The sequence below is a fragment of the Amycolatopsis sp. NPDC004747 genome (assembly GCF_053601335.1).
Map to the genome: position 1 here is coordinate 67,195 of NZ_JBSGBQ010000035.1, position 21,984 is coordinate 89,178.

Annotated in this window: 24 protein-coding genes and 1 pseudogene; 15 read left to right on the plus strand and 10 right to left on the minus strand. The window is 70.2% G+C overall.

Annotated elements, in window-relative coordinates:
- Nucleotides 1–25 precede the first annotated feature (25 nt).
- Both ACWEGE_RS38580 and ACWEGE_RS38585 read right to left on the minus strand, forming a co-directional pair.
- A complete protein-coding gene (locus ACWEGE_RS38580; protein ID WP_449665428.1) occupies nucleotides 26–454 on the minus strand; it encodes a Dabb family protein in 429 nt (142 codons plus the stop codon).
- A 23-nt stretch (nucleotides 455–477) separates the two neighbouring features.
- Nucleotides 478–1,902 (minus strand): MFS transporter, encoded by a 1,425-nt coding sequence (locus tag ACWEGE_RS38585; protein WP_449665429.1) that lies wholly within the window; start codon nucleotides 1,900–1,902, stop codon nucleotides 478–480.
- Between the two features lie 168 nt (nucleotides 1,903–2,070).
- Here ACWEGE_RS38585 and ACWEGE_RS38590 point away from each other — a divergent pair, with 168 nt between their 5' ends.
- Nucleotides 2,071–4,749: an AAA family ATPase gene (locus ACWEGE_RS38590; RefSeq protein WP_449665430.1), complete on the plus strand. Its 2,679-nt coding sequence runs from the start codon at nucleotides 2,071–2,073 to the stop codon at nucleotides 4,747–4,749.
- A 127-nt stretch (nucleotides 4,750–4,876) separates the two neighbouring features.
- Nucleotides 4,877–5,320 carry an SRPBCC family protein gene (locus tag ACWEGE_RS38595; protein ID WP_449665431.1) on the plus strand — a complete coding sequence of 148 codons (444 nt, stop codon included), beginning with the start codon at nucleotides 4,877–4,879 and terminating at the stop codon, nucleotides 5,318–5,320.
- Nucleotides 5,321–5,403: 83 nt separating this feature from the next.
- Here ACWEGE_RS38595 and ACWEGE_RS38600 read toward each other — a convergent pair whose 3' ends face one another.
- Nucleotides 5,404–6,642: a cellulose binding domain-containing protein gene (locus ACWEGE_RS38600; RefSeq protein WP_449665432.1), complete on the minus strand. Its 1,239-nt coding sequence runs from the start codon at nucleotides 6,640–6,642 to the stop codon at nucleotides 5,404–5,406.
- Nucleotides 6,643–7,743: 1,101 nt separating this feature from the next.
- Here ACWEGE_RS38600 and ACWEGE_RS38605 point away from each other — a divergent pair.
- Both ACWEGE_RS38605 and ACWEGE_RS38610 read left to right on the plus strand, forming a co-directional pair.
- A complete protein-coding gene (locus ACWEGE_RS38605; protein WP_449665433.1) occupies nucleotides 7,744–7,893 on the plus strand; it encodes a hypothetical protein in 150 nt (49 codons plus the stop codon).
- Nucleotides 7,890–8,021: a hypothetical protein gene (locus ACWEGE_RS38610; protein ID WP_449665434.1), complete on the plus strand. Its 132-nt coding sequence runs from the start codon at nucleotides 7,890–7,892 to the stop codon at nucleotides 8,019–8,021. Before ACWEGE_RS38605 ends, ACWEGE_RS38610 begins: the two co-directional genes overlap by 4 nt.
- 507 nt (nucleotides 8,022–8,528) lie before the next feature.
- Here the strand turns inward: ACWEGE_RS38610 and ACWEGE_RS38615 are convergent.
- Both ACWEGE_RS38615 and ACWEGE_RS38620 read right to left on the minus strand, forming a co-directional pair.
- Complete coding sequence (locus ACWEGE_RS38615; protein ID WP_449665435.1) at nucleotides 8,529–9,431, minus strand: hydroxymethylglutaryl-CoA lyase; 903 nt, start codon at nucleotides 9,429–9,431, stop codon at nucleotides 8,529–8,531.
- Nucleotides 9,432–9,433: 2 nt separating this feature from the next.
- Nucleotides 9,434–10,648, minus strand: a complete 1,215-nt coding sequence (locus ACWEGE_RS38620) for a CaiB/BaiF CoA transferase family protein (protein ID WP_449665436.1) — start codon at nucleotides 10,646–10,648, stop codon at nucleotides 9,434–9,436.
- Between the two features lie 114 nt (nucleotides 10,649–10,762).
- Between ACWEGE_RS38620 and ACWEGE_RS38625 the strand changes: the two genes are divergently transcribed.
- The 4 genes from ACWEGE_RS38625 to ACWEGE_RS38640 all read left to right on the plus strand — a co-directional run bounded on the left by ACWEGE_RS38625 (nucleotide 10,763) and on the right by ACWEGE_RS38640 (nucleotide 14,812).
- Nucleotides 10,763–11,557: an IclR family transcriptional regulator gene (locus tag ACWEGE_RS38625; RefSeq protein WP_449665437.1), complete on the plus strand. Its 795-nt coding sequence runs from the start codon at nucleotides 10,763–10,765 to the stop codon at nucleotides 11,555–11,557.
- A 157-nt stretch (nucleotides 11,558–11,714) separates the two neighbouring features.
- Nucleotides 11,715–13,118, plus strand: coding sequence for an MFS transporter (locus tag ACWEGE_RS38630; RefSeq protein ID WP_449665438.1), 1,404 nt, complete (start codon nucleotides 11,715–11,717; stop codon nucleotides 13,116–13,118).
- A 360-nt stretch (nucleotides 13,119–13,478) separates the two neighbouring features.
- Entirely contained in the window at nucleotides 13,479–14,255 is a 777-nt protein-coding gene (locus tag ACWEGE_RS38635; RefSeq protein ID WP_449665439.1) for an SDR family NAD(P)-dependent oxidoreductase, read from the plus strand.
- Between the two features lie 197 nt (nucleotides 14,256–14,452).
- The gene (locus ACWEGE_RS38640; protein WP_449665440.1) at nucleotides 14,453–14,812 is read left to right on the plus strand and encodes an NAD-dependent epimerase/dehydratase family protein; all 360 of its coding nucleotides are present in this window, start codon (nucleotides 14,453–14,455) and stop codon (nucleotides 14,810–14,812) included.
- A 59-nt stretch (nucleotides 14,813–14,871) separates the two neighbouring features.
- On the opposite strand, the gene ACWEGE_RS38645 is transcribed toward ACWEGE_RS38640, so the two are convergent.
- Genes ACWEGE_RS38645 through ACWEGE_RS38655 form a run of 3 tightly spaced genes read right to left on the minus strand, consistent with a single transcriptional unit; the run spans nucleotide 14,872 to nucleotide 17,230 of the window.
- On the minus strand, nucleotides 14,872–15,852 hold the full coding sequence (locus ACWEGE_RS38645) for a sigma-70 family RNA polymerase sigma factor (protein WP_449665441.1): 981 nt from the start codon (nucleotides 15,850–15,852) through the stop codon (nucleotides 14,872–14,874).
- A gap of 30 nt (nucleotides 15,853–15,882) precedes the next feature.
- The gene (locus tag ACWEGE_RS38650; protein ID WP_449665442.1) at nucleotides 15,883–16,224 is read right to left on the minus strand and encodes an EthD family reductase; all 342 of its coding nucleotides are present in this window, start codon (nucleotides 16,222–16,224) and stop codon (nucleotides 15,883–15,885) included.
- Nucleotides 16,225–16,237: 13 nt separating this feature from the next.
- The gene (locus tag ACWEGE_RS38655) at nucleotides 16,238–17,230 is read right to left on the minus strand and encodes a zinc-binding dehydrogenase (protein WP_449665443.1); all 993 of its coding nucleotides are present in this window, start codon (nucleotides 17,228–17,230) and stop codon (nucleotides 16,238–16,240) included.
- Between the two features lie 139 nt (nucleotides 17,231–17,369).
- Here ACWEGE_RS38655 and ACWEGE_RS38660 point away from each other — a divergent pair, with 139 nt between their 5' ends.
- The 3 genes from ACWEGE_RS38660 to ACWEGE_RS38670 all read left to right on the plus strand — a co-directional run bounded on the left by ACWEGE_RS38660 (nucleotide 17,370) and on the right by ACWEGE_RS38670 (nucleotide 19,337).
- Entirely contained in the window at nucleotides 17,370–17,681 is a 312-nt protein-coding gene (locus tag ACWEGE_RS38660; RefSeq protein ID WP_449665444.1) for a hypothetical protein, read from the plus strand.
- A 91-nt stretch (nucleotides 17,682–17,772) separates the two neighbouring features.
- The gene (locus tag ACWEGE_RS38665; protein WP_449665445.1) at nucleotides 17,773–18,144 is read left to right on the plus strand and encodes a YciI family protein; all 372 of its coding nucleotides are present in this window, start codon (nucleotides 17,773–17,775) and stop codon (nucleotides 18,142–18,144) included.
- Nucleotides 18,141–19,337: an RNA polymerase sigma factor gene (locus ACWEGE_RS38670; RefSeq protein WP_449665446.1), complete on the plus strand. Its 1,197-nt coding sequence runs from the start codon at nucleotides 18,141–18,143 to the stop codon at nucleotides 19,335–19,337. The genes ACWEGE_RS38665 and ACWEGE_RS38670 overlap by 4 nt, the downstream gene beginning before the upstream one ends.
- Before the next feature lie 4 nt (nucleotides 19,338–19,341).
- On the opposite strand, the gene ACWEGE_RS38675 is transcribed toward ACWEGE_RS38670, so the two are convergent.
- The gene (locus ACWEGE_RS38675; protein ID WP_449665447.1) at nucleotides 19,342–19,791 is read right to left on the minus strand and encodes an SRPBCC family protein; all 450 of its coding nucleotides are present in this window, start codon (nucleotides 19,789–19,791) and stop codon (nucleotides 19,342–19,344) included.
- A 108-nt stretch (nucleotides 19,792–19,899) separates the two neighbouring features.
- Between ACWEGE_RS38675 and ACWEGE_RS38680 the strand changes: the two genes are divergently transcribed.
- Genes ACWEGE_RS38680 through ACWEGE_RS38690 form a run of 3 tightly spaced genes read left to right on the plus strand, consistent with a single transcriptional unit; the run spans nucleotide 19,900 to nucleotide 21,254 of the window.
- On the plus strand, nucleotides 19,900–20,265 hold the full coding sequence (locus ACWEGE_RS38680) for a nuclear transport factor 2 family protein (protein WP_449665448.1): 366 nt from the start codon (nucleotides 19,900–19,902) through the stop codon (nucleotides 20,263–20,265).
- Nucleotide 20,266: 1 nt separating this feature from the next.
- Nucleotides 20,267–20,920 (plus strand): winged helix-turn-helix transcriptional regulator, encoded by a 654-nt coding sequence (locus ACWEGE_RS38685; protein WP_449665449.1) that lies wholly within the window; start codon nucleotides 20,267–20,269, stop codon nucleotides 20,918–20,920.
- Nucleotides 20,921–20,930: 10 nt separating this feature from the next.
- Nucleotides 20,931–21,254, plus strand: a complete 324-nt coding sequence (locus tag ACWEGE_RS38690) for a hypothetical protein (protein ID WP_449665450.1) — start codon at nucleotides 20,931–20,933, stop codon at nucleotides 21,252–21,254.
- Nucleotides 21,255–21,537: 283 nt separating this feature from the next.
- On the opposite strand, the pseudogene ACWEGE_RS38695 reads toward ACWEGE_RS38690, so the two are convergent.
- A pseudogene (locus ACWEGE_RS38695) lies at nucleotides 21,538–21,639 on the minus strand (zinc-binding dehydrogenase); the annotation flags it as partial.
- A gap of 35 nt (nucleotides 21,640–21,674) precedes the next feature.
- Between ACWEGE_RS38695 and ACWEGE_RS38700 the strand changes: the two are divergent.
- Complete coding sequence (locus tag ACWEGE_RS38700) at nucleotides 21,675–21,869, plus strand: hypothetical protein (protein WP_449665451.1); 195 nt, start codon at nucleotides 21,675–21,677, stop codon at nucleotides 21,867–21,869.
- Nucleotides 21,870–21,984 lie beyond the last annotated feature (115 nt).

Here is a 21,984-nt window from a genome sequence, read left to right on the forward strand (position 1 = left end):
AAGCCGATGATCGCCGGGTGCCGGTTCAGCGGGTGTTGTCGGTCGCCGTGTTTTCCGGTGCGGCGGTGCCGGTGTATTCGCCGATGCCGGAGACCAGCTCGGCGATGTCGGGCAGGTCGTCGAATCGGCGCTGGTGAATCTCGGCGAGCTTCGCGCCGATCTCCGGGTCCGGGTCGTCGGAGATGTCGAACGACTCGAACCTGTCGACCAGCGGAAGTCCGATCCGGTCGATTTCGAGGTGTACCGGGTGGTTCATCATGTCGTCGTAGCCTTCAACGTCCTCGAGTACGGAAATCGCGCCGTAATCGTGCTCGCCGCCGAAGACACGGCCGACGACGAACGACTTGATGGACGGTATGGCTCGGCTCGCCCTGCGCATGCCCTCCAGGCCTGCCGCCACCTCGTCCTCCGTGACGTCGGGCTTGAGGGTGAAACGAATGCCGTGGTAAATCATCGAAGCTGTCCCTTTCTGTGCGGTCAGTGTGCACTCGCTGTGGTTGGGGTAGCCGGTGTCTTGGCGCCAGGGAAGAGCGACAGCGCGAAGGCGACGACGATGCCCGAGGCGGCACCCAGGAACGCGGTCGTGAAGTCAATGCCTCCGTCTGTTGCCGTGGCGGTGCCGGTGGCAGCGATCCCGACGAGACCGGCGAGTCCGACGGCGCCGCCCAGCTGCTGTGCGGCGCCGATCAGTCCGCTGAGCAAGCCGGCCTCACCTTCGGTAGCGTCGCGCACCGACATCGCGGTGGCGTTGACCGCGCTGAGGCCCAAGCCGCCGCCGATCAGCACGAACGCGCCCAGCAATGACCCGGAGAACCCACTGCTCGTCAGGTCGAACGCCAGCCACAGCAGGCCGGCCAGCAGCACGGCCAGGGAGACCGGTAGCGCACGGGTCAGGCCGATCAGCTTCGCGACCAGCGGCGCGAGCACGCTGCCCACGATGATCATGGCGGCGAGGGGGAGCTGGCTCATCCCGGTCTCCAGCGGGCTCATCCCGAGCACCTCTTGCTGGTACGGCGGCAGGAGGAAGAACAAGCTCGTCAGAGTGCCGCCGACCAGCAGCATCACGAGGTTCGCCAGGACCACCGGCTTCCGCCCGACGACACCGAGTGGCACGAGCGGGTGCGCGGAGCGTCGCTCGACGGCCACGAACGCGACCAGGAACGCGACGCCGACCGCGATACCGCCGAGGGCGAGCGGCGAGCCCCAGCCGGCTTCGGTGGCCGAGATCATGCCGAGTGCGAGAGCGGAGATCCCGGCGGTGATCGTGACTGCGCCGAACGCGTCGAAGTGCCCGGACCGGACCGGAACGGACGGCACCGAGCGCCACACGAAGACGGCTCCGAGGACGCCGAACGGCACCGGGGTCCAGAAGACCGACTCCCAGCCCAGCGCCTCGGTCAGCGAGCCACCGAGGAAGACACCGACCAGACTGCCGGCCCCGGCGACGGCGCCCCAGATGCCCATCGCGCGGGTGCGTTCGCCGCGGGATGGGTACAGAGCGAGCACGAGCGAGAGCGCGGCAGGCATGACCAACGCGGCACTGATGCCCTGCCCGATCCGGGCGGCGATCACCATCCCGCCGCTCGTCGCGACGGCGCACACGATCGAGCTCAGCAGGTAGGCGCCCATTCCGGCCAGGAACACCTTCCGGCCGCCGAGCAGGTCCGCGAGGCGGCCACCCAGCAGCAACAGGCCGGCGAGTGGCACCAGATAGCTGTCGATCACGAGCGTCATCTGGCTGTCCGTGAGCGCGAGGCCCGCACGGATCGTGGGCCCGGCGAGGTTCACCATCGCGCTGTCGAGGACGACCAGGAACATGGCGGTCGCCAGGCCGGCCATCGCGACCCCACGCGACATCCGTGGGCGAGTGACCGCCCCCGGGTCCATGACAAGGCTGCTCATCATTTCGTCCTTCCCCGTGAATTCATCGTTCCGGCTGGCAGAGGAGGTGCTGAGCCAACGGTCGCGTGAGTACGCCCGCGCTCGCGTCGGTGACGGTCGCCTAGATCCCCTCACCTATCGCCGGAGAGCTGATGCCGCAGTGGCGGCCCCACGCCTATCGTTGGCTCCATGCCCACGCAGTCCGCTCGTTCGCTGGTCGGCAGGCACGACGAGACCGGTCGCCTCGGGGCGCTGGTCGCCGCCGCGGAACGGGGGCAGGGCGGTGCGCTCGTCGTCCGTGGGGAACCCGGGATCGGCAAGAGCGCCCTGCTGGACCACGTCGAACACGCGGCCGCGGGGAAGGTCCGGATCATCCGTGCGTCCGGGTCGGAATTCGAGGGCGAGCTACCGTTCGCGGCACTGCACCAGCTGTGCCTTCCCGTGCTGGCACGCGTGGATGAACTGGCCACCTCCTACCGCGACGCGCTCCGGGTCGCGTTCGGGGTGGCCGATGGTGCACCGGAGGTGTTCCGCGTCGGCCTCGCCGCCCTCGAACTGCTGGCCACGGCGGCCAGGGAACGTCCGCTGCTGTGCCTCGTCGACGACGCGCACTGGCTGGACACCGCGTCGGCGAAAGCGTTGACCTTCCTGGCGAGGCGCATCGCGGCCGAGCCGGTCGCGATGGTGTTCGCCGCTCGCGACCAGGAAGCCGTGCCCGGGTTCGACGAGCTTCCCGGGTTGACCGTCGAGGGCCTGGACGACGCGCACGCCCGCGCGTTGCTGGCCGCGGAGAAGACCCGAACGCTCGACGAGCGGGTGCGCGAACGCCTTCTCGCCGAGGCACGCGGCAACCCACTGGCGCTGATCGAGTTGCCGAAGGCCGGCGGCTTCGCGCTGCCTACGCCGTCGCCGGTCGTGAGCCGGATCGAGTGGAGTTTCCAGGCCAGGCTGGCGGACCTGCCCGCGGACGCGCGGCTGCTGCTGATCCTCGCGAGCGTGGAACCGACCGGAGCCGCGAGTCTACTGTGGACGGCAGCGGAGCTGCTGGACATCGACGTGCCCGCCGCGAGCCGGGACTCGGCGGCGTCCGGGCTGGTGGAGTTCGACGCGCGGGTACGGTTCTGCCACCCGCTGGCGCGCTCGGCGGTGTACCGGGCGGCCGAACCCGCCCAGCGGCAAGCGGCGCACCGGGCCTTGGCCGAGGTCACTGATCCGGTCACCGCACCGGACCGGCGGGCATGGCACCGCGCACAGGCCACGGCCGGCCCAGACGAAGACGTCGCCGCCGAGTTGGAAGCGTCAGCCTCGCGTGCGCAGGCGCGTGGTGGTGTCGGTGCCGCCGCCGCGTTCCTCGAACGTGCCGCGGCGCTCTCGCTCGACCCGGACAAGCGGACCGACCGCACGCTCGCGGCCGCGCGGGCAACGCTCGAGAGCGGTGCGGCGGACGCGGCGGCGGACCTGCTCTCCAGCATCGACACCGGGTCGCTCGACGATCTCCGGCACGTGTCCGTCGACCTGTTGCGCGGGAAGATCGCGTTGGTCAGGGGTGCGGACGGGGCCGACAGCGGACCGGACCTGATCTTGCGCGCGGCCCGGCGGCTCGCCGAACACGACCCGGCGCGTTCGCGCGGGTATTTCGTGGCCGCGGCGGAGATGGCGATGGCCGTCAGCCGGATCACCGGTGTCATGGACCGGGTGCTCGACGCGGCGCGCACGGCCCCGCCGGCAGCGGAGCCACCGGACCTCCTCGACGGGCTGATCCTGCTGCGCACCAAGGGACACCGCGAAGGCGTGCCCGTGCTCAAGCGGGTCCTCACCGGCAAGGGCGCCGACTGGACGCACGCGCCGGGGTTGACCACCGTGCTCGCGGGCGAGCTGTGGGACTTCGACCTGCACGCCGCGGTCGTCGACTGGCTGGTGCGGACCGGGCGGAACACCGGCTCGCCGATCACCATCCGGCTCGGCCTTTCGCAGGTGGCGATAGCCGCGGTGCTCACCGGTGACTTCGGGAAGGCCATCGCCGCGATCGCCGAAGAGGAAGCGATCGCCGACGCCGCCGGCGACGTACCTCAGATGTACCCGAGGGTGTACCTGGCGGCGATGCGCGGCAGGCGCCGGGAGGCGCGCGAGGAGTTCGCCGACGCGAAGAGCCGTGGCACCGGTCAACTGCTCACCAACGTCCAGTGGGCCGCCGCCGTGCTGGGCAACGGAACCGGTGACTACCGCGGCGCGCTGCAGGCAGCCACCGAGGCCGCGGAGGCCGGCGATCTCTTCGTCTCCGGCTTCGCGCTGCCCGAACTGGTGGAGGCGGCGGTCCGCTGCGGGGAGCAGGCCGTCGCGACCTCCGCGCTGGCCTCGCTCGTCGAACGCACCGAACCCGCCGGCACCAGCACGGCACGCGGCATCGCCGCCGGCGCGACAGCGCTCGTCACCGACGCCGAGGACGACCACCGGGAGGCCATCGAGCGACTGGCCGACAGCCCACTGGCGCCGAACCGCGCCCGGGCGCACCTGCGCTACGGGGAATGGCTACGCCGCGAGGGCCGCCGCCGCGACGCACGTGAACACCTCCACACCGCCCACGAACAGCTGTCGGAGATCGGCATGGAGGCGTTCGCCGAACGCGCGGCGAACGAGCTGCGCGCGACCGGCGTGGTGGCCCGCCGCCGCACCGAGCACACCTATGACCAGCTGACCATGCAGGAGACGCACATCGCGCGCCAGGTCGCGGCGGGCGCGACCTCGAAGGAAGTCGCCGCGAACCTGTACCTCAGCCCCCGCACCATCGACGCCCACCTGCGCAACGTCTTCCGCAAGCTCGGCGTCACCTCACGCAGGCAGCTCAAGGACCTGCCTGACCTCGCCTAGTACTTTGCTTGGCCGCGAACGCGGGTAGGCAATTCTCACCGACGCGAACAGCGGGCCCGCCAGGCACCCTTGTGTCACCGCGAAGCCGATCGAAGGACCGGCCGCCGGTGACAGGGAAGGCGAGCACATGATCACCGAAATCGACCTGAGCGCACCGGTCGTCGTCCGTCACGAAACCGTCATCAACGCACCGCTGCACCGTGTCTGGCGACTGCACACCGACGTGCCGTCTTGGCCACAGTGGCAGCCGGACATCACCGCCAACCAGGCTGACTGTCCACTGACGATGGACACCACGTTCCGCTGGAGCACCGGGGGCCTGGACATCGAGTCCACCGTGTACGAAGTGGAGGAGCCACGCCGGACCATCTGGGGCGGCCCCGCCCACGGAATCACCGGAATCCATCTGTGGACCTTCGACGTGACCGGTTCCGCAGTGCGCGTACGCACCGAGGAATCCTGGGACGGAGACCCGGTTCGCGCTGACATTCCGTTCATGCAGGCCGCCCTCGACCAATCCCTCGCCGCCTGGCTCAACCACCTGAAGAAGGCGGCGGAAAACCCGAGTTGACAACCGCTTGCGCAGGTCATCCGCTACTTCAGCCGAACCTCGACACACAGGATCTCCGTCACGGGTAGGCGATAGCGCGTCGGCTAGGGGCTGGTGCAGCGCGGCGGGGCAGTCGTCGGTGTGCCGTTGGCGAGGAAGCCGAAGGTGGTCGAAGCGGACGCCTGCAGCGAACCGTTGTACGAGACGTTGCCGACCGAGACGGACTCGCCGGACGTGGTCAGGTTTCCGTTCCACACCTGGGTGATCGCCGGGCCGCCGGACGTCCAGGCGACCGTCCAGCCGTTGATCGCCACGCTGCCTGCCGTCACCGTGACCTCGCCCTGGTAAGCGCCCTCCCACGAGCGGACCGTCCGGTAGCTCGCGCTGCAGGCGCCGGTCGGGGTGGTGGGCGTCGTCGTAGTGGTCGGCGTGGTCGGCGTGGTCGAGGTCGGCGGGACCGAGGAGCTGAACTGGGTGATGAACTTCCACACCTCGCCCGAGGTCCAGGTCTGCCAGCCACTGCAGGTGCACCCGTCCCGCGGAGCGGGGTCGTGACCCCCGTCGAACGCCGCGTATACGACCGGATATCCCGCCCGGCACCCGGAATACGCGGTCACGATGTGGGTCAGGCTGCCCTGCGACGGTTCAGGCGGGTTCTGCGGCGTACAGCCGTTGTTCCGGACGAACGTGTCACGCAGTGACCGGCCCTGCGAAATGTTCAAGACGTTGTCCCTGATGCCGTGCATACCGATGTACGCGACCGGCTGGGTGCCACCACTGCATCCGCTGAGGTTCGCACCGGAATAGACGGCGACCGCACGGAAGACCGTCGGCCGGGCACAAGCCAGCGCATAGCTCATCGCACCGCCATAGCTGAACCCGCCCGCGAAAACCTGTGAGGTGTCGACACACAAAGCCGCCTCGAGTTGCGTCAGCAGGTCGTCGATGAACGTGACGTCCTGACCGCCGGGGTTGGCCCAGCCGTTGTTGTTGCCCTGCGGCGCCACAAATATCGTGCTGTTGTTCGCGTTGTCCGCCAGCCGCCGCAGCCCGTAGTAGGACCAGTTGTAGCCGTCGGACCCGCCCGTGTCGACGTCGTTGGCCGTGCCGCCCAGCCAGTGGAGTCCCACGAACAGGCGGTACGAGTGGTTGTTGTCGTAGTTGCTGGGGATCCGCAGGATGTAGTTACGGTTCTGGCCGCCGCTGGAGATTGTGTGATTGCCGTTCGCCAACCCGGGGGCTTTCCCGCAGCCCGCGGTCGCCGCGGCGGCCGAAGCCGCCGGGGGGAAACCGAGGCCGCCGCTGACCACCAGACCGGTCAGCACGGCCAAGAGAGCTGTCACGAGGGCAATAGGCCCGGCAACGGCGCTGTGTTTCACGATCCACGCACCTTTCACCGAAAATGTCGGTTGACGCCGCCCGCCCGACCGACCGGCGGCTCCGCCGGGAAGGCGTCGCAGCAGGGCTGCGGAAACTCTTTCTTGCCCGGGTACTTCGGCCGTCCTGATGAGATCCTCGGTCCGGCCGGCGCTCTATCAATAGCAGCCGGACGGCCGTGCGGCAAGCAGCCGGATGATTGTCCGGCCAGGTGCGTCACCGGCCTGCCTGCCGTGGCGTGCCTCGCGAAACTTTCGGAGTGGATCCTTTGGAGGCAAGCAATTATCGCGCTGCGGGGTACGGCGGCGGGGTGATTGAGCACGCCTGTGCATGGCTTTTTCCGGAATGCTGGGTGTGCTCGATTGCCTCCGGAACCCACCGCCGGGGCGCCGCCCGCCGGCGGGCACTTCGGTGATTGCCCGTTCAGGTCGCCACGCCGGTGGCCTCGCGCCGATGAAAGTTTCAGTACGATCGGTCGATGGGGCGCGATCGAACCCGCACCGCAGACAAGGATGCGAACACAGGTTCGTAGCATCCCAGGATTCGCAACAGAGCCGTTCCAGGTGCCTCGCGCGAGCTGCGTGGTGCGCCTCGACGACCGAAGCGGGATCCGTCCTCGGTCCGCTATTTCGTGTCCATTCTTCCGTGCTCATGAGCGGATGTCGTGAGCTGCGGTGTAGTCGATCGCCGCGCCGGGGGTGCGCGAGCACCGCGGCCGGCTCGCCGCCGACCGCGGCCACGTCGACGTGGAGCCGAGAGGAGATGCCGGGATGTTCGCGACCGTGCTGCCGGAGTGCCGGCGCGGCGTCGCGTTGTTCTACAGACCGGGCGTTCGTCGGCGCCGTCCACTGACGGATCGTCAACTACTGGGCTTCACCGATGACGCCGTTGCGCTGTTACGGTCGGTGAGGCGCTGTGTCGGCCGGCAGGGGGCTGGTGCTGGTGGCGGAGTCCGGACACCCGGTGTCGATCAAGGGCGTCCTGGTGCGGGACGGCCAGGTGCTGCTGGTGCACAACGAGCGCGACGAGTGGGAGCTCGAGCCCGGCGCGAGACCCCGGAGCAGACCGTGGCACGGGAGATCGCCGAGGAGACCGGGCTGTCGGTGTACGCCGCGGAGATCCCCGACGCCTCGGTCTACCACATCGCGGTGGCGAACAAGGATGTGTTCATCGTGACCTACGGCTCACCTCCACCTCGGCCGCGGCGCCCGTCTTGAGTCACGAGCACAGTCGAGTCACCGAGTTCGCCGAGCACGAAGTACCCGGGCTGCGGATGCCGGAGGGGGACAAGCGCTCGATCGCCACCTGGTTCGACCGCCTCCGCACCTCGGTGACGGCGAGGTAGCAGGCCATGGCTGCCCTGCGAACGCTGCGATCCGGCGTTCAGCCGCCGCGCCGGCCGGTGCGTCGGGCCGGCGCCAGAGCTCTCTCGGCGCGCCAGGCTTATCGCGCCGGCTAGCCGTGGTTCGGCAGTGCTCCGGAACCGCCGGCCGGATCGAGAACTGCCAGATCGGCACCTTCCTGGCCTATGCCTCGCCTGGGGGGCATGCGCTGATCGACCGGGAACGAGCACAGTAGATGTTGTACAGGACCGGTTACGGGCACTATGCAAGACCGCGTAGGCAGCGGCGTCGAACGCGCCGCGCACAAAGCACGTCCGGCACCACAACGGTCGACGGCCGCACCGTTCGCGCGAGCTCAGCCCACCCCGGCCGACCCGCCCTGCGGCAGATCGCGACTTCTCAGCGGATCAAGCGGCAGCAGCTTCTCTGACTCAGGAGCAGCAGCCTGCCGGCAGCGCGGGGTACGTGAGCCGACTGCTCCGGTGCGTGAACCGGCCGGCTGAGACGGCTCAGCGGAGGGCGGCCGGGGTCGCGGGGATCGCAGCCAGGGCCGAGCCGAGGCGGTGGCCGACCGCCAGGCTCACCTGGTCGCGCAGCTCGGCCAGCCGGTCGACGTCGATCCCCGTCGCGATGCCTTCGCCGTGGAAGAAATCGACCAGGTCGTCGGTGGCGACGTTGCCCGAGGCGCCCGGGGCGAACGGACAGCCGCCGAGACCGCCCAGTGCGGAGTCGAACCGGCGGATGCCCAGCGAAAGCGCTTCCCATGCATTCGCCGCGGCGCGGCCGTAGGTGTTGTGCAGGTGCAGGCCGAGGGGGACGTCCGGCAGCTCGTCGCGCACTGCGTTCACCGTCGCGCGAAGCTGCCCCGGCCGGGCCGCGCCGGTCGTGTCGGCGAGGTGGACGACCCGGGCACCCAGCTTGCCCAGGCGCGCGGCCACGCCGGCTGTCCGGCCGGGGTCGGTGTCGCCGTCGAACGGGCAGACGAACGCCGTCGCGATGGTCGCCTCGATCGCGACCCCTGCCGAGGTGAGGAGTGCGGAGCAGGCGGCCAGCCGGTCGAGCGCCGCGGCCGTCGGCACGCCGGCGTTGGCGGTGCTGTGCCCGTCGCTCGCCGAGACCACCAGGCGCACCGACTTCGCGCCGGCGTCGATCGCCTGCCGCGCCCCGCGTTCGGTGAACACCAGGGTGTGCAGGCTCGCCGGTGCGTCGGGGAGCAGGGCCCGCAGCACTTCGCCGGTGTCGGCCAGTTGCGGCACCCGGCGGGCGGAGACGAACGAGCCGACTTCCAGCGAGCGCAGGCCCGCGTCGATCAGGCCGCGGGCGAGCCGGACCTTCTCATGCGACGGCACCGTGACGGGCTCGTCCTGCAGGCCGTCGCGCAGCACGACTTCGGTGATGAGGACTTCGGTCATGGTCAGATCACTCCGTTCTCGCGCAGGCGGGTGACCGCCTCGCCGGTGACGCCGAGTTCGGCGAGCACGGCTTCGGTGTGTTCGCCCAGCTCCGGGCCGAGCGCGCGGGTGCGGCCGGGGCGTTCGGTGAGCGTCGGCACGATGCCGGGGAAGGTGACTTCGGTGTCGTGGTCGCCGAGGCGCACCCGGTGCCGCTCGTGCATGCCCCGGGCTGCGAAGTGCGGGTCCTTGGCGATGTCGGCGGCGGTCAGGATCGGTCCGCAAGGAACGTACGCGTCCCGCAGTGCGGCTTCGACGGCCTCCTGGGAGAGCGTCGCCGCCCACGCGCCGATCGCGTCGTCGAGCAGCCCGGCATGTGCGACCCGCCCGGCGTTGTCCGCGAAACGGGGGTCGACAGCGAGGTCGGCGCGGCCGATGGCGTGCATCAGCCGCCGGAAGATCGCGTCGCCGTTGCCGCTGATCACGATGTACTTGCCGTCGGCGCAGCGGTAGGTGCTGGAGGGCGCCACCCCGGGCAGCGCGGAGCCGGCCGGGCCGCGCACGACGCCGAACGCTTCGAAGTCCGGGATCAGCGACTCCATCAGCGAATAGACGGCCTCGTACAGCGCGACGTCGACCACCTCGCCCGGGGTCGCGCCCGGCTCGCGGTCGCGCCGGAGCAGGCCCATCAGCGCCCCGATCACCGCGTACAGCCCGGCGACGGAGTCGGCGAGGCTGACTCCCACGCGGGTGGGGGCCTGACCGGGATAGCCGGTGAGCGCGCGCAGGCCGCCGACCGCCTCGGCGACGCCGCCGAAGCCGGGCCGGTCGCGGTAGGGGCCGGTCTGGCCGTACCCGGAGACGCGGACGACGACCAGCCGGGGGTTGAGCGCGCGGAGCTCGCCGGGCCCGAGGCCCCAGCGTTCGAGGGTGCCGGGCCGGAAGTTCTCCAGGAGGACGTCGCTGCGGGCGGCCAGCGCGCGGACGATCTCCTGGCCTTCGGGGCGGCTCAGGTCGACGGTCACCGAGCGCTTGTTGCGGCCGAGCGCCCGGAACAGCAGCGACGTGTCACCGCCGTGCAGCCGCCAGCGCCGGAGCTCGTCGCCGACGCCCGGGCGCTCGACCTTGACGACGTCGGCGCCGAAGTCGGCCAGCAGCCGGCCGGCGGTGGGCGCGGCGATGAAGTTCCCCAGTTCGACCACCCGGATGCCGGTCAACGGCCCGGTTTGCTCACTCATGCCCGCCTCCAACCACATTATGGGTCATAAACTCAGAATACGAGCGAGTGTCGGAGAGTCAACCGCAAGGAGCGTGGATAGACTGTGCGGCACACCACGGGCGCGAGGCGGGCGATGGCAGAGGAAGAACGCAGCGGTACGACGCCGGTGCTCGTCCTGCGCAAGTTCAAGCAGATCCTCGAGTCGTTCACCATCGACAACCCCGAGCTGACTCTGCAGCAGATCACCCGGTCCACCGGGCTCCCGGCGAGCACGTGCCAGCGGCTGGTGCACAACCTGGTACGCGAAGGCTTCCTCGATCGCTACGACGACACCTACCGGGTCGGCCTCGGCCTGGTCCGCTGGGCGGCGCCCGGCACGTTCGGCCTGGACCTGGTCCGGCTGACGCGGCCGGTCCTGCAGCAGCTGCGCGACGAAACCGGCGAGACGGCCTGCCTGTACGTCCGCGACGGCGCCTACCGGACGGTGATCTCCCTGGCCGAATCCCGCCACCCGGTGGTGCGGCTGTTCGTCGTCGGCATGGTGATGCCGCTGCACGCGGGCTCGGCCGGGAAGGTGTTCCTGGCCTGGGACAAGCTCGCGATCAAGGACGCCATCGGGCACGGTCTCGCGCGCTTCACCCCGCGCACGGTCGTCGACCTCGAGCTGCTCACCGAGCAGCTCGAGCAGATCCGCGAGGCCGGCTATGCCGCGAGTTTCGAGGAACGCGACCTGGGGGCGGCCTCGCTCAGTGCTCCGGTGTTCGGGCTGAACGGCGAGGTCGGCGCGGCGATCGGGATCGGCGCGCCGACGCAGCGGATGACCCCGGCGGACGTCCCGCGGCTGGCGCCGATCGTGGTGGAAGCGGGCCGGCGGGCTTCGGAGCGGCTCGGGTACCGGCCGGGTGTCGAGCAGGTCGCCGGTCTCTGATCGCCCGCGCATGCGGTCGTGCCCGATTCGTGCCGGAGTGGGCGCGGTTGCCCGTTGACGGGTTCCGGTGATGTCCCGCGTGTTCTTGACTCTGCCGGTAGCCCGTCACATTATGGGTTTGCCAACCACATGGTGGAGAAGTCAAAGGAGACGACCGATGGCGAACACCGACGACGCGACCGCGCCGGGCACCGGCACGATCGCGGGCCGGCTCGACCGGCTGCCCATCACCCGCACGCACCAGCGGGCCACCGTCGCCGTCGGGCTCGGGCTGTTCTTCGACTTCTACGAGGTCTTCCTGACCGGCGTCCTCAGCTCGGTGCTCGTCGAGGAGTTCGAGCTCACCAAGGCGGAGCTGCCGCCGCTGCTCGCGTCGACCTTCGTCGGCATGTTCTTCGGCGCCCTGCTGCTCGGCCGGTTCGCCGACCGGTTCGGCCGGCGCGGCGCGTTCCTGCTCAACCTCGGGCTCTACGCGTTCTTCTCGCTCCTCGGCGCGTTCAGCGGCAGCGCACTGATGCTGCTGGCGACGCGGTTCTTCGCGGGTGTCGGCCTGGGCGCGGAACCCCCGCTGGCCGACACGTACCTCACCGACCTGCTGCCGGCGCGCAAGCGTGGCCGGTTCATCGCCTGGGCCTACACCCTCGCGTTCTGCGGCTTCCCGGTCGTCGGCTTCCTCGCCCGCGGGCTGACCGAGCACGAGATCCTCGGGATCGCCGGTTGGCGCTGGCTGTTCGTGATCGGCGCGCTCGGCGCCGGCGCGGTGTTTCTGCTCCGGCGCGGCCTGCCCGAGTCGCCGCGGTGGCTGGAGTCCGTCGGCCGCATCGAAGAGGCCGAGCACCTCGTGGCCGGCATGGAAGCCGAGGCCCGCGGCGACGCCCACGACACCCCGGCCCCGCCGCGCGGCACCACCCGCAGGCGCGCCGCCGCGCCGGTGCGCGAACTGTTCGGCGCCGGGCAGCGCCGCCGGACGTGGATGATGGTTGTCTTCCACATCCTGCAGACGCTCGGGTACTACGGCTTCGGCACGCTGGTGCCGCTGGTGCTGGCCGCGAAGGGGTACGCCGTTTCGCAGTCGCTGCTGTTCGCCGCGCTGACCTACCTCGGCTACCCGGTCGGCTCGGCGCTGTCGCTGCCGCTCGTGGAACGACTCGAGCGGAAGTACCTGGTGGTCGGCTCGGTGTTGGCGATGGCGGTTTTCGGCATCGCGTTCGGCCTCGCGGGGTCGATGACGCTGATCCTCGTGTTCGGTTTCCTCTACACCGCGACCAGCAACCTGTTCTCGAACGCCTTCCACATCTACCAGGCCGAAATCTTCCCGACGGCGCTGCGCTCGACGGCGGCCAGCGGCACCTATTCGCTGTCGCGGCTGGCCAGCGGCGCGATGCCGTTCGTGCTGGTGCCACTGCTGAACTCGCACGGCCCGACGACGCTGTTCCTGGTCGTCGCCGGCGCGCTGGTGGTGGTCGCGGTGGACATCGCGGTCCTCGGCCCGCGCACCACCGGCCGCCGCCTGGAAAGCGTGAACGACGCCGTCCTGGCCCCGCAGCAGCCCCTTCGATGACGGCCGCCTGGTCGGTCACCACGCGGCAGTGGCACTTCCGGCGTATCCGGAGGTCGTCGATCCGGCGGTGAACACAGGCTCACCATGGGCGTTCGAAGAACGCCCCCCGGCCGTTCTCGTCGGCGAGCTCACCTGGTAGTTCGTCCAGCGTTTCTTGCGGGGCGGCCTGGAGAACCGGATCCCTCGACCGAGGCTAACAGTCGTCACGGATTGCTTCCTGACTCCTGCAAGGTGCCTGGACGACGCTGATGCCTGGAGGGCATCAGAGGTGACGAAGGAGGTCTTGGACGCCGACCACCGCCGGAATACACACTGGCGTGGACCGCAGAAGCATGTTCTGCGGGGCACGGAGGTAATGCCATGGCAAGAGTGCTGATCACGGGCTCCTCGGACGGCCTTGGGCTGATGGCCGGCCGCTTGCTTGTCCAGCAGGGGCACTCGGTCACCCTGCACGCGCGCAATGCCCAACGCGCCGCGGACACCCGGACTGCCCTGCCAGGCGCTGACGGAGTTCTCACCGGTGATCTATTGTCCCTCGCGGGAATTCGCTCGGTCGCTCAGCAGGCGAACGCCGAGGGTCCTTTCGACGCCGTGATCCACAACGCCGGGATCGGCTACCGGGAGCCCCGGCGCATCGAGACCGTCGACGGGCTTTCCCACCTGTTCACGGTCAACGTGCTGGCGCCCTATTTGCTGACCGCGCTGATCACCCCGCCGCACCGGCTGGTCTACCTCAGTTCGGGAATGGCCCACGGCGGTGATGCCGACCTGTCCGATCCTCAATGGACGAGTCGGCGGTGGAACGGCTCCCAGGCCTACAGCGACAGCAAACTGTTCGACATTGTGCTGGCTTTCGGCGTGGCACGACGATGGCCGCAGGTGCTGTCGAACTCGGTCGAGCCCGGCTGGGTGCCGACCAAGATGGGAGGCCCGAGCGCCCCGGACGACCTGGACCAGGCTCCGGTGACCCAGGCATGGCTGGCGGTGAGCGACGCCGCCGCGACGGTCACCGGTCGCCATTTCTACCATCGCCGGGAGCGGTCTGTTCCGTTCGAAGTGCACGATCCTGCTTTGCAGGACAAGTTCCTGGCTTATTGTGCTGACCTGACCGGCGCCCGGATCGACGACGCACGCTGACCGCCCGCGGCTCGTCGGCCGAACAAGGCAGCCAGAAGGACAAACGCAGCACTTGGACGCTATACCAGGGTTGTTCCTGTCCACAGTGGAATCGTGGCTGATGCCCTATGGGTATCACAGGGAGTGAAACAGGTCTTGGACGCAATGGCCGGCCGCGCCGCACCCTAGAGAAGCACCACACGAACGAAGGAGCAACGATGAAGGTCTTCCTCACGGGCGGCTCCGGCTACATCGGCCGGGCCACCATCGCGGAACTGCGCCGGCGGGGCCACACGGTGGAGGCGCTGACCCGCAGCGAGCGCGCCGAGGAGCTCGTCCAAGCGGCCGGGGCCACGGCGGTCCGCGGTGGACTGGCGGACGTGGACATCCTGAACCACGCCGCCGCTCGCGCCGAGGCCGTGATCCATCTCGCCCAGGCGAGCACGGGTGACGAGGACCTGGCCGCGGCCACCGCGATGCAGGACGGCGTCGGCGCCGGCACCTACGTGCACACCGGAGGCAGCTGGGTCTACGGCGACACCGACGGTGTTCGGGTCGTATCGGCAGGACGAGGGTGAGGCGACTGCCGTGGCCGTCGGAGTCAACTTGCGCCCCGGAGCGGAAGCCGTTTGACGGGTCAGAGCGCGAGCCTGGTCGGGAAGCCGAATGTCGTGACCAGCGAGGGATCGTGGAATTTGATCACACTGGACACTCCGGTCGTGGTGGGCGCCAGCACCACGGCGCCGTCGGCTCGGAGCACACCCTCCGCGTCCCGGTGGTACACGACAGCTGCGGGTTGGCCGTTGGCCGTGGTCGCGAGCATCCGCCAGTCACCCGGGGTGCCCAGCACGAACGTGTCGAGGACGTGGACGCACATCGCCCGGCCGGACTGCCAGTCGCGGAACGGTGTCGCCTCCAGCGTGGCGTCCGTACGCAGTACCTGTTCCAGCAGACGGGCGTCGGAGCGCTCGAAGGCCGAGATGTAGCCGTCGAGCAGGGCACGTGCGCGCTGGTCGGTCGGTTCGAGCAGTTCCCCGGGTTTCGGCCGCACCTCGTCCAGCCGGGCGCGGGCGCGCTGCAGACCGCTCTTGACCGCCGCGGTGGTGGTGCCGAGGATCTCCGCGGTTTCGGCCGCGGAGAACGCCAGCACTTCGCGTAGGACGAGGATCGCGCGTTGGCGGGCGGGCAGGTGCTGCAGGCCGGCGATGAGCGCCAGCCGCAGCGACTCGCGTTCGACCACCACCGCGGCCGGGTCGGGCGGCGCGATCCAGGCGTCCGGCAGCGGTTCCAGCCACGAGACCTCGCCCGGCGCGACGGAACTCGGCGGGCGGTCGGGTTCGTCGTACGGGCCGGTCAGACCCGAGGGCAGCACGCGGGCCGGGCGCCGCTGCAACGCCGTCAGGCAGACGTTGGTCGCGATCTTGTAGAGCCAGGACCGGATCGAGGCACGGCCCTCGAATCCGGAGTACGACCGCCACGCCCGCAGATACGTCTCCTGCACCAGGTCCTCGGCGTCGTGCGCCGAGCCGGCCATGCGGTAGCAGTGCGCCAGCAGTTCCCGGCGGAACCGCTCGGTCTCGGCGGTGAACCGGTCCTGGTCCGGTGCCGTCCGTGTCACGCCGCGAGCCTACGGTGCCGGCGTCCGCGATCACACCTCATCGAGCTGCAGGATCATGCCGCGGAAGGTCGTGTAGCGGGCCAGGTTCGCCGCGGCGTCCTCGGCGGTGCGCCGGCCGATCTCGGACCCGAGTGCGGCTTCCAGCGCGGCCATGTCGTCCCAGTCCAGCATCACGACCAGGTAGCACGGCTCGCCGATCACCGTCGCCGGCTGATGACTGCGCGTGTAGCGGCGCAGGCCCGGATACTGTTTCGCCAGCGGGATGTGGACTTCGTTGTAGTGCCGTTCGAACGCGTCGACGTCGGACGGGGTGTCGTACAGGACGACGAATCGCGCCATCTTCTCGGCTGCCGGGTCCTCGGTTGCGGTCATCGGTGTCGACTCCTCAGGGCAGCAGGGCCAGTTTGCCGACGGTGGCCCTGTTTTCCAGCTCTGCGAGCGCTTTCGGGCCGTCGGCCAGTTCGTACGCGGTCGGCCGACCGGGAGTCACCACGTCCGCGGCGATGAGCGCGGACAGTTCACCCATGAGCTCGCCGAAGATCCGCGGCGCGGCCTGGATGAGCACACCGAGGTTGAATCCGATGACGTGGACCTGATGCCGGTACACCAGTTCCCAGTTGGTGACCGAGGCGTCGCCGCCCGCCACGCCGTAGACCACGACCCGGCCGGTGACCCGCTTGGCCGCGGCCAGGCTGGCACCGAAGGTGGCGCCGCCCGCCGACTCCAGCACCACATCCGCACCGGTGCCGCCGGTCAGCCGCAGCACGTCGGCGGCGATGTCGCCGTCGAGGGAGCCCAGGACGTGGTCGGCGCCCAAGGCCAGCACAGCGTCGTGCTTGTCCGGTGACGCGGTGGCGACGACCGTCGCGCCGTAGTGCTTGGCCAACGTGACCGCGGCCTGACCGGTCGCGCCTGCCGCGGCGTGGACCAGCACGGTGTGTCCCGCTGTGACTGCGCCCAGCGGCTTGAGCGCGGCCAGCGCGGTCGGCCAGTTCACGATCAGGCCCAGCGCCTGCTGCTCGGTCCAGCCGGGCGGTACCGGCATCGCCGCGGCCGCGGGTAGCACCATGTACTCGGCGAAAGCGCCGTTTCCGACGCCGACGACGCGGCCCCCTGGCTGCGGGCCGGTCGCCGCCTCGGCCGTCGCGACGACCTCACCGGCGGCTTCGAAGCCGGCCAGGTACGGCGGCCGTGGGCCGTCCAGGAACGTACCGTGGGCCTTCGAGATGTCGGCGAAGTTGACGCCGGCGGCGGTGACCCGGATCAGGACCTCGCCCGGGCCGGGGACGGGCACCGGTGCGTCCGTGATCAGGCGCATGTCCTGCGGGCCGTTGCGGGACGTCTGCTGCAGTGCGCGCATGGTCGTGGGAACGGTCACTGGCGGCCAGCCTCTCGGTTTCGGGGGTGGGTGAGAGAGACGGGTCTGTCGCGCCGCGCCTCCCACCCATGTAGACCTCGGTCATCGCGAAAAGGAATCGGAGGGTGGTCAGCGGCCGCCTGCCGGCAGGCGGCTGGCGTTGAGCGTTCTGCTGGGATTTCGACCGGGCTGGGTCGTGATGGGCGCGATGTCGTACACCGCTGCCGTGGCATCGGTGAGCCGGGCCGAGAGCTCGGCGGCCTGGATGCCCTGGCGGCGATGCGCCAGTGTGGTTGCGGCGCCCGGCGAACTGCGCGATGCCGGCCGCCAGGCGCAGACCGGCGCCACCGGCGAGGACGCCGCCGTGCAGTGCCGTGTGGCGGGTCACCCAGCCGCGGCGCAGTCGCGTTCGGCGTCGACGCTTTTCCTGCAACGGGACGAATCGCCCACCGACACCTGGCGTGCGGGTTAGCGATTTTCTGCGTGAGCGGTGTCGATCCGGGTGCGGCCCGTTCGTAGTGGGGTGATGATGCGGGACAGCCCGCCGATCAGGAGGAGGCACCATGCCGCGCTACCTGTTGTCCGTGCACAGCCGTGAGGGCGAAGTCCGGGAGCCGATGACCGAGGAGGAAATGCGGCAGTCGCATGCGCGGCTCGGCGAGATCGAGCGGGAGATGGCCACCGCGGGCGCCTGGGTGTTCTCCGGCCGCCTGCACGAGCCGGACACGGCCACCGTCGTCCGGGAGTCCGACGGGGAGTTGCTGACGACCGACGGCCCGTTCGCGGAGTCGAAGGATCATCTCGGGGGCTTCTACGTCATCGAGGCCGCCGATCTCGACGCCGCGCTCGGCTGGGCCGGCAAGGTCACCGGGTGCATCAAGGTGCCGATCGGGGTGCGCCCGTTCGCCGGCTTCGCGGATGAGCCGATGGCGTGACGGGCGGGGTCGGCGAGGCGGTGGTCGGCCGGATCTTCCGCGAGGAGTCCGGCCGGTCCCTGGCCGCCGTCATCGGCTTCTGCGGCGACATCGACCTCGCCGAGGACGGGGTGCAGGAGGCGTTCGCCGTCGCCCTGCGCACCTGGCCGCGCGACGGTCTGCCGCCCAACCCTGGCGGCTGGATCACGACCACCGCGCGCAAGCGCGTCATCGACCGGCTGCGGCGCGAGGCGCGCGGCCGGGAGCTGCTCGGCGAAGTGGCCGTGCTCGCGGCCCAGGACGATCCGGGGAAGGCGGAGGTGGTGCCGGACGATCGGCTGCGGCTGATGTTCACCTGCTGTCACCCGGCGCTGGCCGCCGAGGTCCGGGTGGCGCTCACGTTGCGGCTGCTGGGCGGGCTGTCCACCGCCGAGGTGGCTCGGGCGTTCCTGGTGACCGAGTCGGCCATGGCGCAACGCCTCGTCCGCGCCAAACGCAAGATCAAGGCCGCCCGCATCCCCTACCGGGTGCCGGCGGCGGAGGAACTGCCGGGACGGCTGCGGTCGGTGCTGGCCGTCGTCTACCTCGTCTACACCACCGGGCTCACGCGGCCCGGCCTCTGCGCGGAAGCGGTCCGGCTGGCGCGGACCCTGGCCGAGCTCATGCCCGACGAACCCGAGGTCGCCGGGCTGCTCGCCCTGGTGCTGCTGGTCGAGTCGCGGCGCGCGACGCGCACCGGCCCGGACGGCTGTCTGGTCCTGCTCGCCGAGCAGGACCGCAGCCGGTGGGATCGCGCCCTGATCGCGGAGGGGCAGGCGATCGTCCGGCGGTGCCTGAGCCGCAACCACCCCGGCCCCTACCAGATCCAGGCGGCGATCCACGCCGTGCATGCCGACGCGGTGACCGCCGCGCAGACCGACTGGCGGCAGATCCTCGCTCTCTACGATCAGCTGCTCGCCTTCAACCCCACACCGGTCGTGGCGCTGAACCGGGCCATCGCCGTCGCCGAGGTCCACGGCCTGGCCGCCGCGCTCACGCTCGTGGACGAACTGGACCTGGAGAACTACTACGCCTTCCACGCCACCCGAGCCGACCTGCTGCGCCGGCTGGGCCGCGAGGACGAAGCGCGCGCCGCCTACCAGCGAGCCGCCGCCCTGGCACCCACCGACGCCGAACGCGACTTCCTCGTCCGCGGCGGCCGGGGAGAGCGCTGAGTGATCACGCCCGGTGGGGCCGTTCCAGCAGTGCCTTGAGCGCAGCGAGGTCCTTCCGGTTGGCCCGGCGCATCGCCGCGGCCATCACCGGCGCGCTGATCGCGGAGACCCCTTTCGGCTCGCCGCGGTTCCGCAACGTCATCTGCGTGCTCGTGCTCCCACGCTCGGCGAAGGTGTAGGTCGTCTCCATCGGGAACGGGCCCTGAGCGGTCCGCATGACCAGCCGTTCGCCGGGGACCAGCGCGACGATCTCGTAGGTGTAGGCCAGCCGGCGCCTCAGGAACCGTGCGACGAACGCGAGCCGTGAACCCACGGCCAGCGGTGCGGGGGTTTCCCACTCGACGGATTCGATGTTGGCGTACCACTCGGGTGCGTGGGAGGGATCGATCGCGTACTCGGCAACCTGGTCGCGAGGAAGGTCGATCACGATCTCGGTCTGCACATCGACAGGCATTTCCCGCCTCCGGCTGGTGAGAACGTCCGGCACTTTACTGGCAGCCGGCTCTTGACGCGACCGCGAACGCTCTTACTTTGAGAGTCAAATCTCATCAAGGGAGCCGACATGTCGAACGCCGAAATCTTCCGCACCTATCTGGCGAGATTCACCTCGGGCGACCGCCAGGGCGCCGCGGAACTGCTGACGGACGACTTCCGGTTCCACGGCCCCATGCTGCAATCGGAGGGAAAGGCGGCGTTCCTGGAGGGCTCCGCCGGACTGTGCCCGATCATGCGCGGCGCCGACGTGCACCGCCAGTGGGAGGCGGACGACGAGGTCTGCTCGATCTACGACTTCAAGATCGAGACCCCGGCGGGCGTGTCCTCGATCGCGATGGCGGAGTGGACGACCTTTCGGGACGGCAAGCTCGCCGCCGCGCGCCTGATATTCGACACCGCGGCGATGAACGCCCTGCTGCAGCCGTCGACCTGAGATGCCCCGATCGGCGTGGACGGGCTACGGCCGGTTCTGCCCGCTGGCGCGGGCCTTGGACGTGGTCGGGGAGCGGTGGACGCTGGTCATCGTTCAGGAGCTCCTCAAGCGACCTTCGCGCTACACCGAGCTGGTGGCCCGGCTGCCCGGCATCGGCACCAGCGTGCTCGCCGACCGGTTGCGCACGCTGGAACGCGCCGGCGTCGTGGTTCGCGAACCCGGCCCGGTCGGCGGTGGCGTGGTCTACGCGTTGACCGACCGCGGCCGGGCACTGGACGGCGCACTGCGCGAGCTGCGGCGGTGGGGCGTCGGGTTCCTCGCAGATCCGGCCGCCGACGGCTCACCCGATCAGCGTTTCGACGTCAGCTATGTGCGTGGCGTCGAGGACCTGGCCGACGGCGAGTTCGAGCTGACCGTCGACGGCGATCCGGTCACCTTCCGCTTCACCGGCGGCCGTCTGCACCAGGAGCCCGGCCCTGCCGATGAGCCCGAGCTGGTTGTCCGCACCAGCTCGGCGTTCCTGGACCGCTGGGCCGCCGGCGAAGCCGGCTGGGACGACGGCCGGGCCGACGGCGAGGTCGTCGTGGAGGGGCCCGAGTCGGCGTGGCCGCGCTGGCTCGCCGCCACCGGATATCTGCTGAGTGTTGATCAGTAGGAGGTTGTCCGTGTCCAGCTCGCCGACCGCGTTCTTCCACGAGGTGAGCGCCGGCGCGCTCGCCCGGCCCGACGTCGCGACCGGCACCATGATGGGTTTCCCGTGCCTGCGTGTGTCGGGTGCGTTCTTCGCCTCCTGCGACCACCGCACCGGCGACCTGATCGTCAAACTGCCCCGTGACCGGGTGGAGCAGCTGATCGCGGACGGCGTCGGCAAGCCGTTCGCCCCGGCCGGGCGTGTGTTCCGCGAGTGGGTCCTGATCGCCGGCCGGGACGAACACCTCTGGGTCGCACTCGTCGAGGAAGCCCTCGAGTTCGTCGGAAAAAAGGGATGAGCTCGGCCGCACGGCGGTCGTGAGGTACCTGCAGGGCCGGGGGCGCGTGACCAATTTAGTTTTGCACGGCCCGCACACCGTCTGACGGTTCGCGGGATGGGTCAAGGGGGGCACCGGAGGAATCCGGTGCCCCGCTCCTTGTGCGTGGAAAATTCAGCGGTCGTGCGCCGGCGTTCAGCCGACCGCGAGGTTCGCGATCGAGGGTGTGGTGGGCTGCAGCGATCCGGTCAGGGGCGCCCACGAGTTCGGTGGGGCGGATTCGGTGTCGCTCATGCGGTTTCCTTCAGTTGACGATGAGGACCAGGCGGCCACGGACGTGACCGGCCTCGGCGGCGTGGTGGGCTTCGGCGATGTCGGCCAGCGGGAAGGTCCGTTCGACCGGCAGCAGTGTTCGCCGTCCCGGCCGGCGCGGTGCCGGGCATGATCTTCTTGCTGAGGTTGATCGGAATCGCGTGCGTCGCGGTCACTGCGTGGTTGACCGGCTGGCTGTCCGGCCGGATCCGGCGGCACAAGCCGTTCGTGTTCACCGGTGGCCTCGCGCTCTGCCTGCGCGTGCTGCCCGATCCGGAGTCGGCGGGCAAGGACTTCGCAGTGCTCACCAGGACAACCCCCTGACGGTCACCGCCGGGCCGGCAACGGTTGCCTGCGCGCGAGGTGGGCTGAAGGGCACCTTCGGTGCATGATGCGACGAGGGTGCCCTTCCGCCTACTTGACCGGCCGGTTGACTTAC

Excerpts from the sequence above, each read along its gene's own strand:
- ACWEGE_RS38580 (WP_449665428.1), bottom strand. The coding sequence starts at position 454 with ATGATTTACCACGGCATTCGTTTCACCCTCAAGCCCGACGTCACGGAG.
- ACWEGE_RS38585 (WP_449665429.1), bottom strand. The coding sequence starts at position 1,902 with ATGAGCAGCCTTGTCATGGACCCGGGGGCGGTCACTCGCCCACGGATG.
- ACWEGE_RS38590 (WP_449665430.1), top strand. The coding sequence starts at position 2,071 with ATGCCCACGCAGTCCGCTCGTTCGCTGGTCGGCAGGCACGACGAGACC.
- ACWEGE_RS38595 (WP_449665431.1), top strand. The coding sequence starts at position 4,877 with ATGATCACCGAAATCGACCTGAGCGCACCGGTCGTCGTCCGTCACGAA.
- ACWEGE_RS38615 (WP_449665435.1), bottom strand. The coding sequence starts at position 9,431 with ATGACCGAAGTCCTCATCACCGAAGTCGTGCTGCGCGACGGCCTGCAG.
- ACWEGE_RS38620 (WP_449665436.1), bottom strand. The coding sequence starts at position 10,648 with ATGAGTGAGCAAACCGGGCCGTTGACCGGCATCCGGGTGGTCGAACTG.
- ACWEGE_RS38625 (WP_449665437.1), top strand. The coding sequence starts at position 10,763 with ATGGCAGAGGAAGAACGCAGCGGTACGACGCCGGTGCTCGTCCTGCGC.
- ACWEGE_RS38630 (WP_449665438.1), top strand. The coding sequence starts at position 11,715 with ATGGCGAACACCGACGACGCGACCGCGCCGGGCACCGGCACGATCGCG.
- ACWEGE_RS38635 (WP_449665439.1), top strand. The coding sequence starts at position 13,479 with ATGGCAAGAGTGCTGATCACGGGCTCCTCGGACGGCCTTGGGCTGATG.
- ACWEGE_RS38640 (WP_449665440.1), top strand. The coding sequence starts at position 14,453 with ATGAAGGTCTTCCTCACGGGCGGCTCCGGCTACATCGGCCGGGCCACC.
- ACWEGE_RS38650 (WP_449665442.1), bottom strand. The coding sequence starts at position 16,224 with ATGACCGCAACCGAGGACCCGGCAGCCGAGAAGATGGCGCGATTCGTC.
- ACWEGE_RS38665 (WP_449665445.1), top strand. The coding sequence starts at position 17,773 with ATGCCGCGCTACCTGTTGTCCGTGCACAGCCGTGAGGGCGAAGTCCGG.
- ACWEGE_RS38675 (WP_449665447.1), bottom strand. The coding sequence starts at position 19,791 with ATGCCTGTCGATGTGCAGACCGAGATCGTGATCGACCTTCCTCGCGAC.
- ACWEGE_RS38680 (WP_449665448.1), top strand. The coding sequence starts at position 19,900 with ATGTCGAACGCCGAAATCTTCCGCACCTATCTGGCGAGATTCACCTCG.
- ACWEGE_RS38685 (WP_449665449.1), top strand. The coding sequence starts at position 20,267 with ATGCCCCGATCGGCGTGGACGGGCTACGGCCGGTTCTGCCCGCTGGCG.
- ACWEGE_RS38700 (WP_449665451.1), top strand. The coding sequence starts at position 21,675 with ATGATCTTCTTGCTGAGGTTGATCGGAATCGCGTGCGTCGCGGTCACT.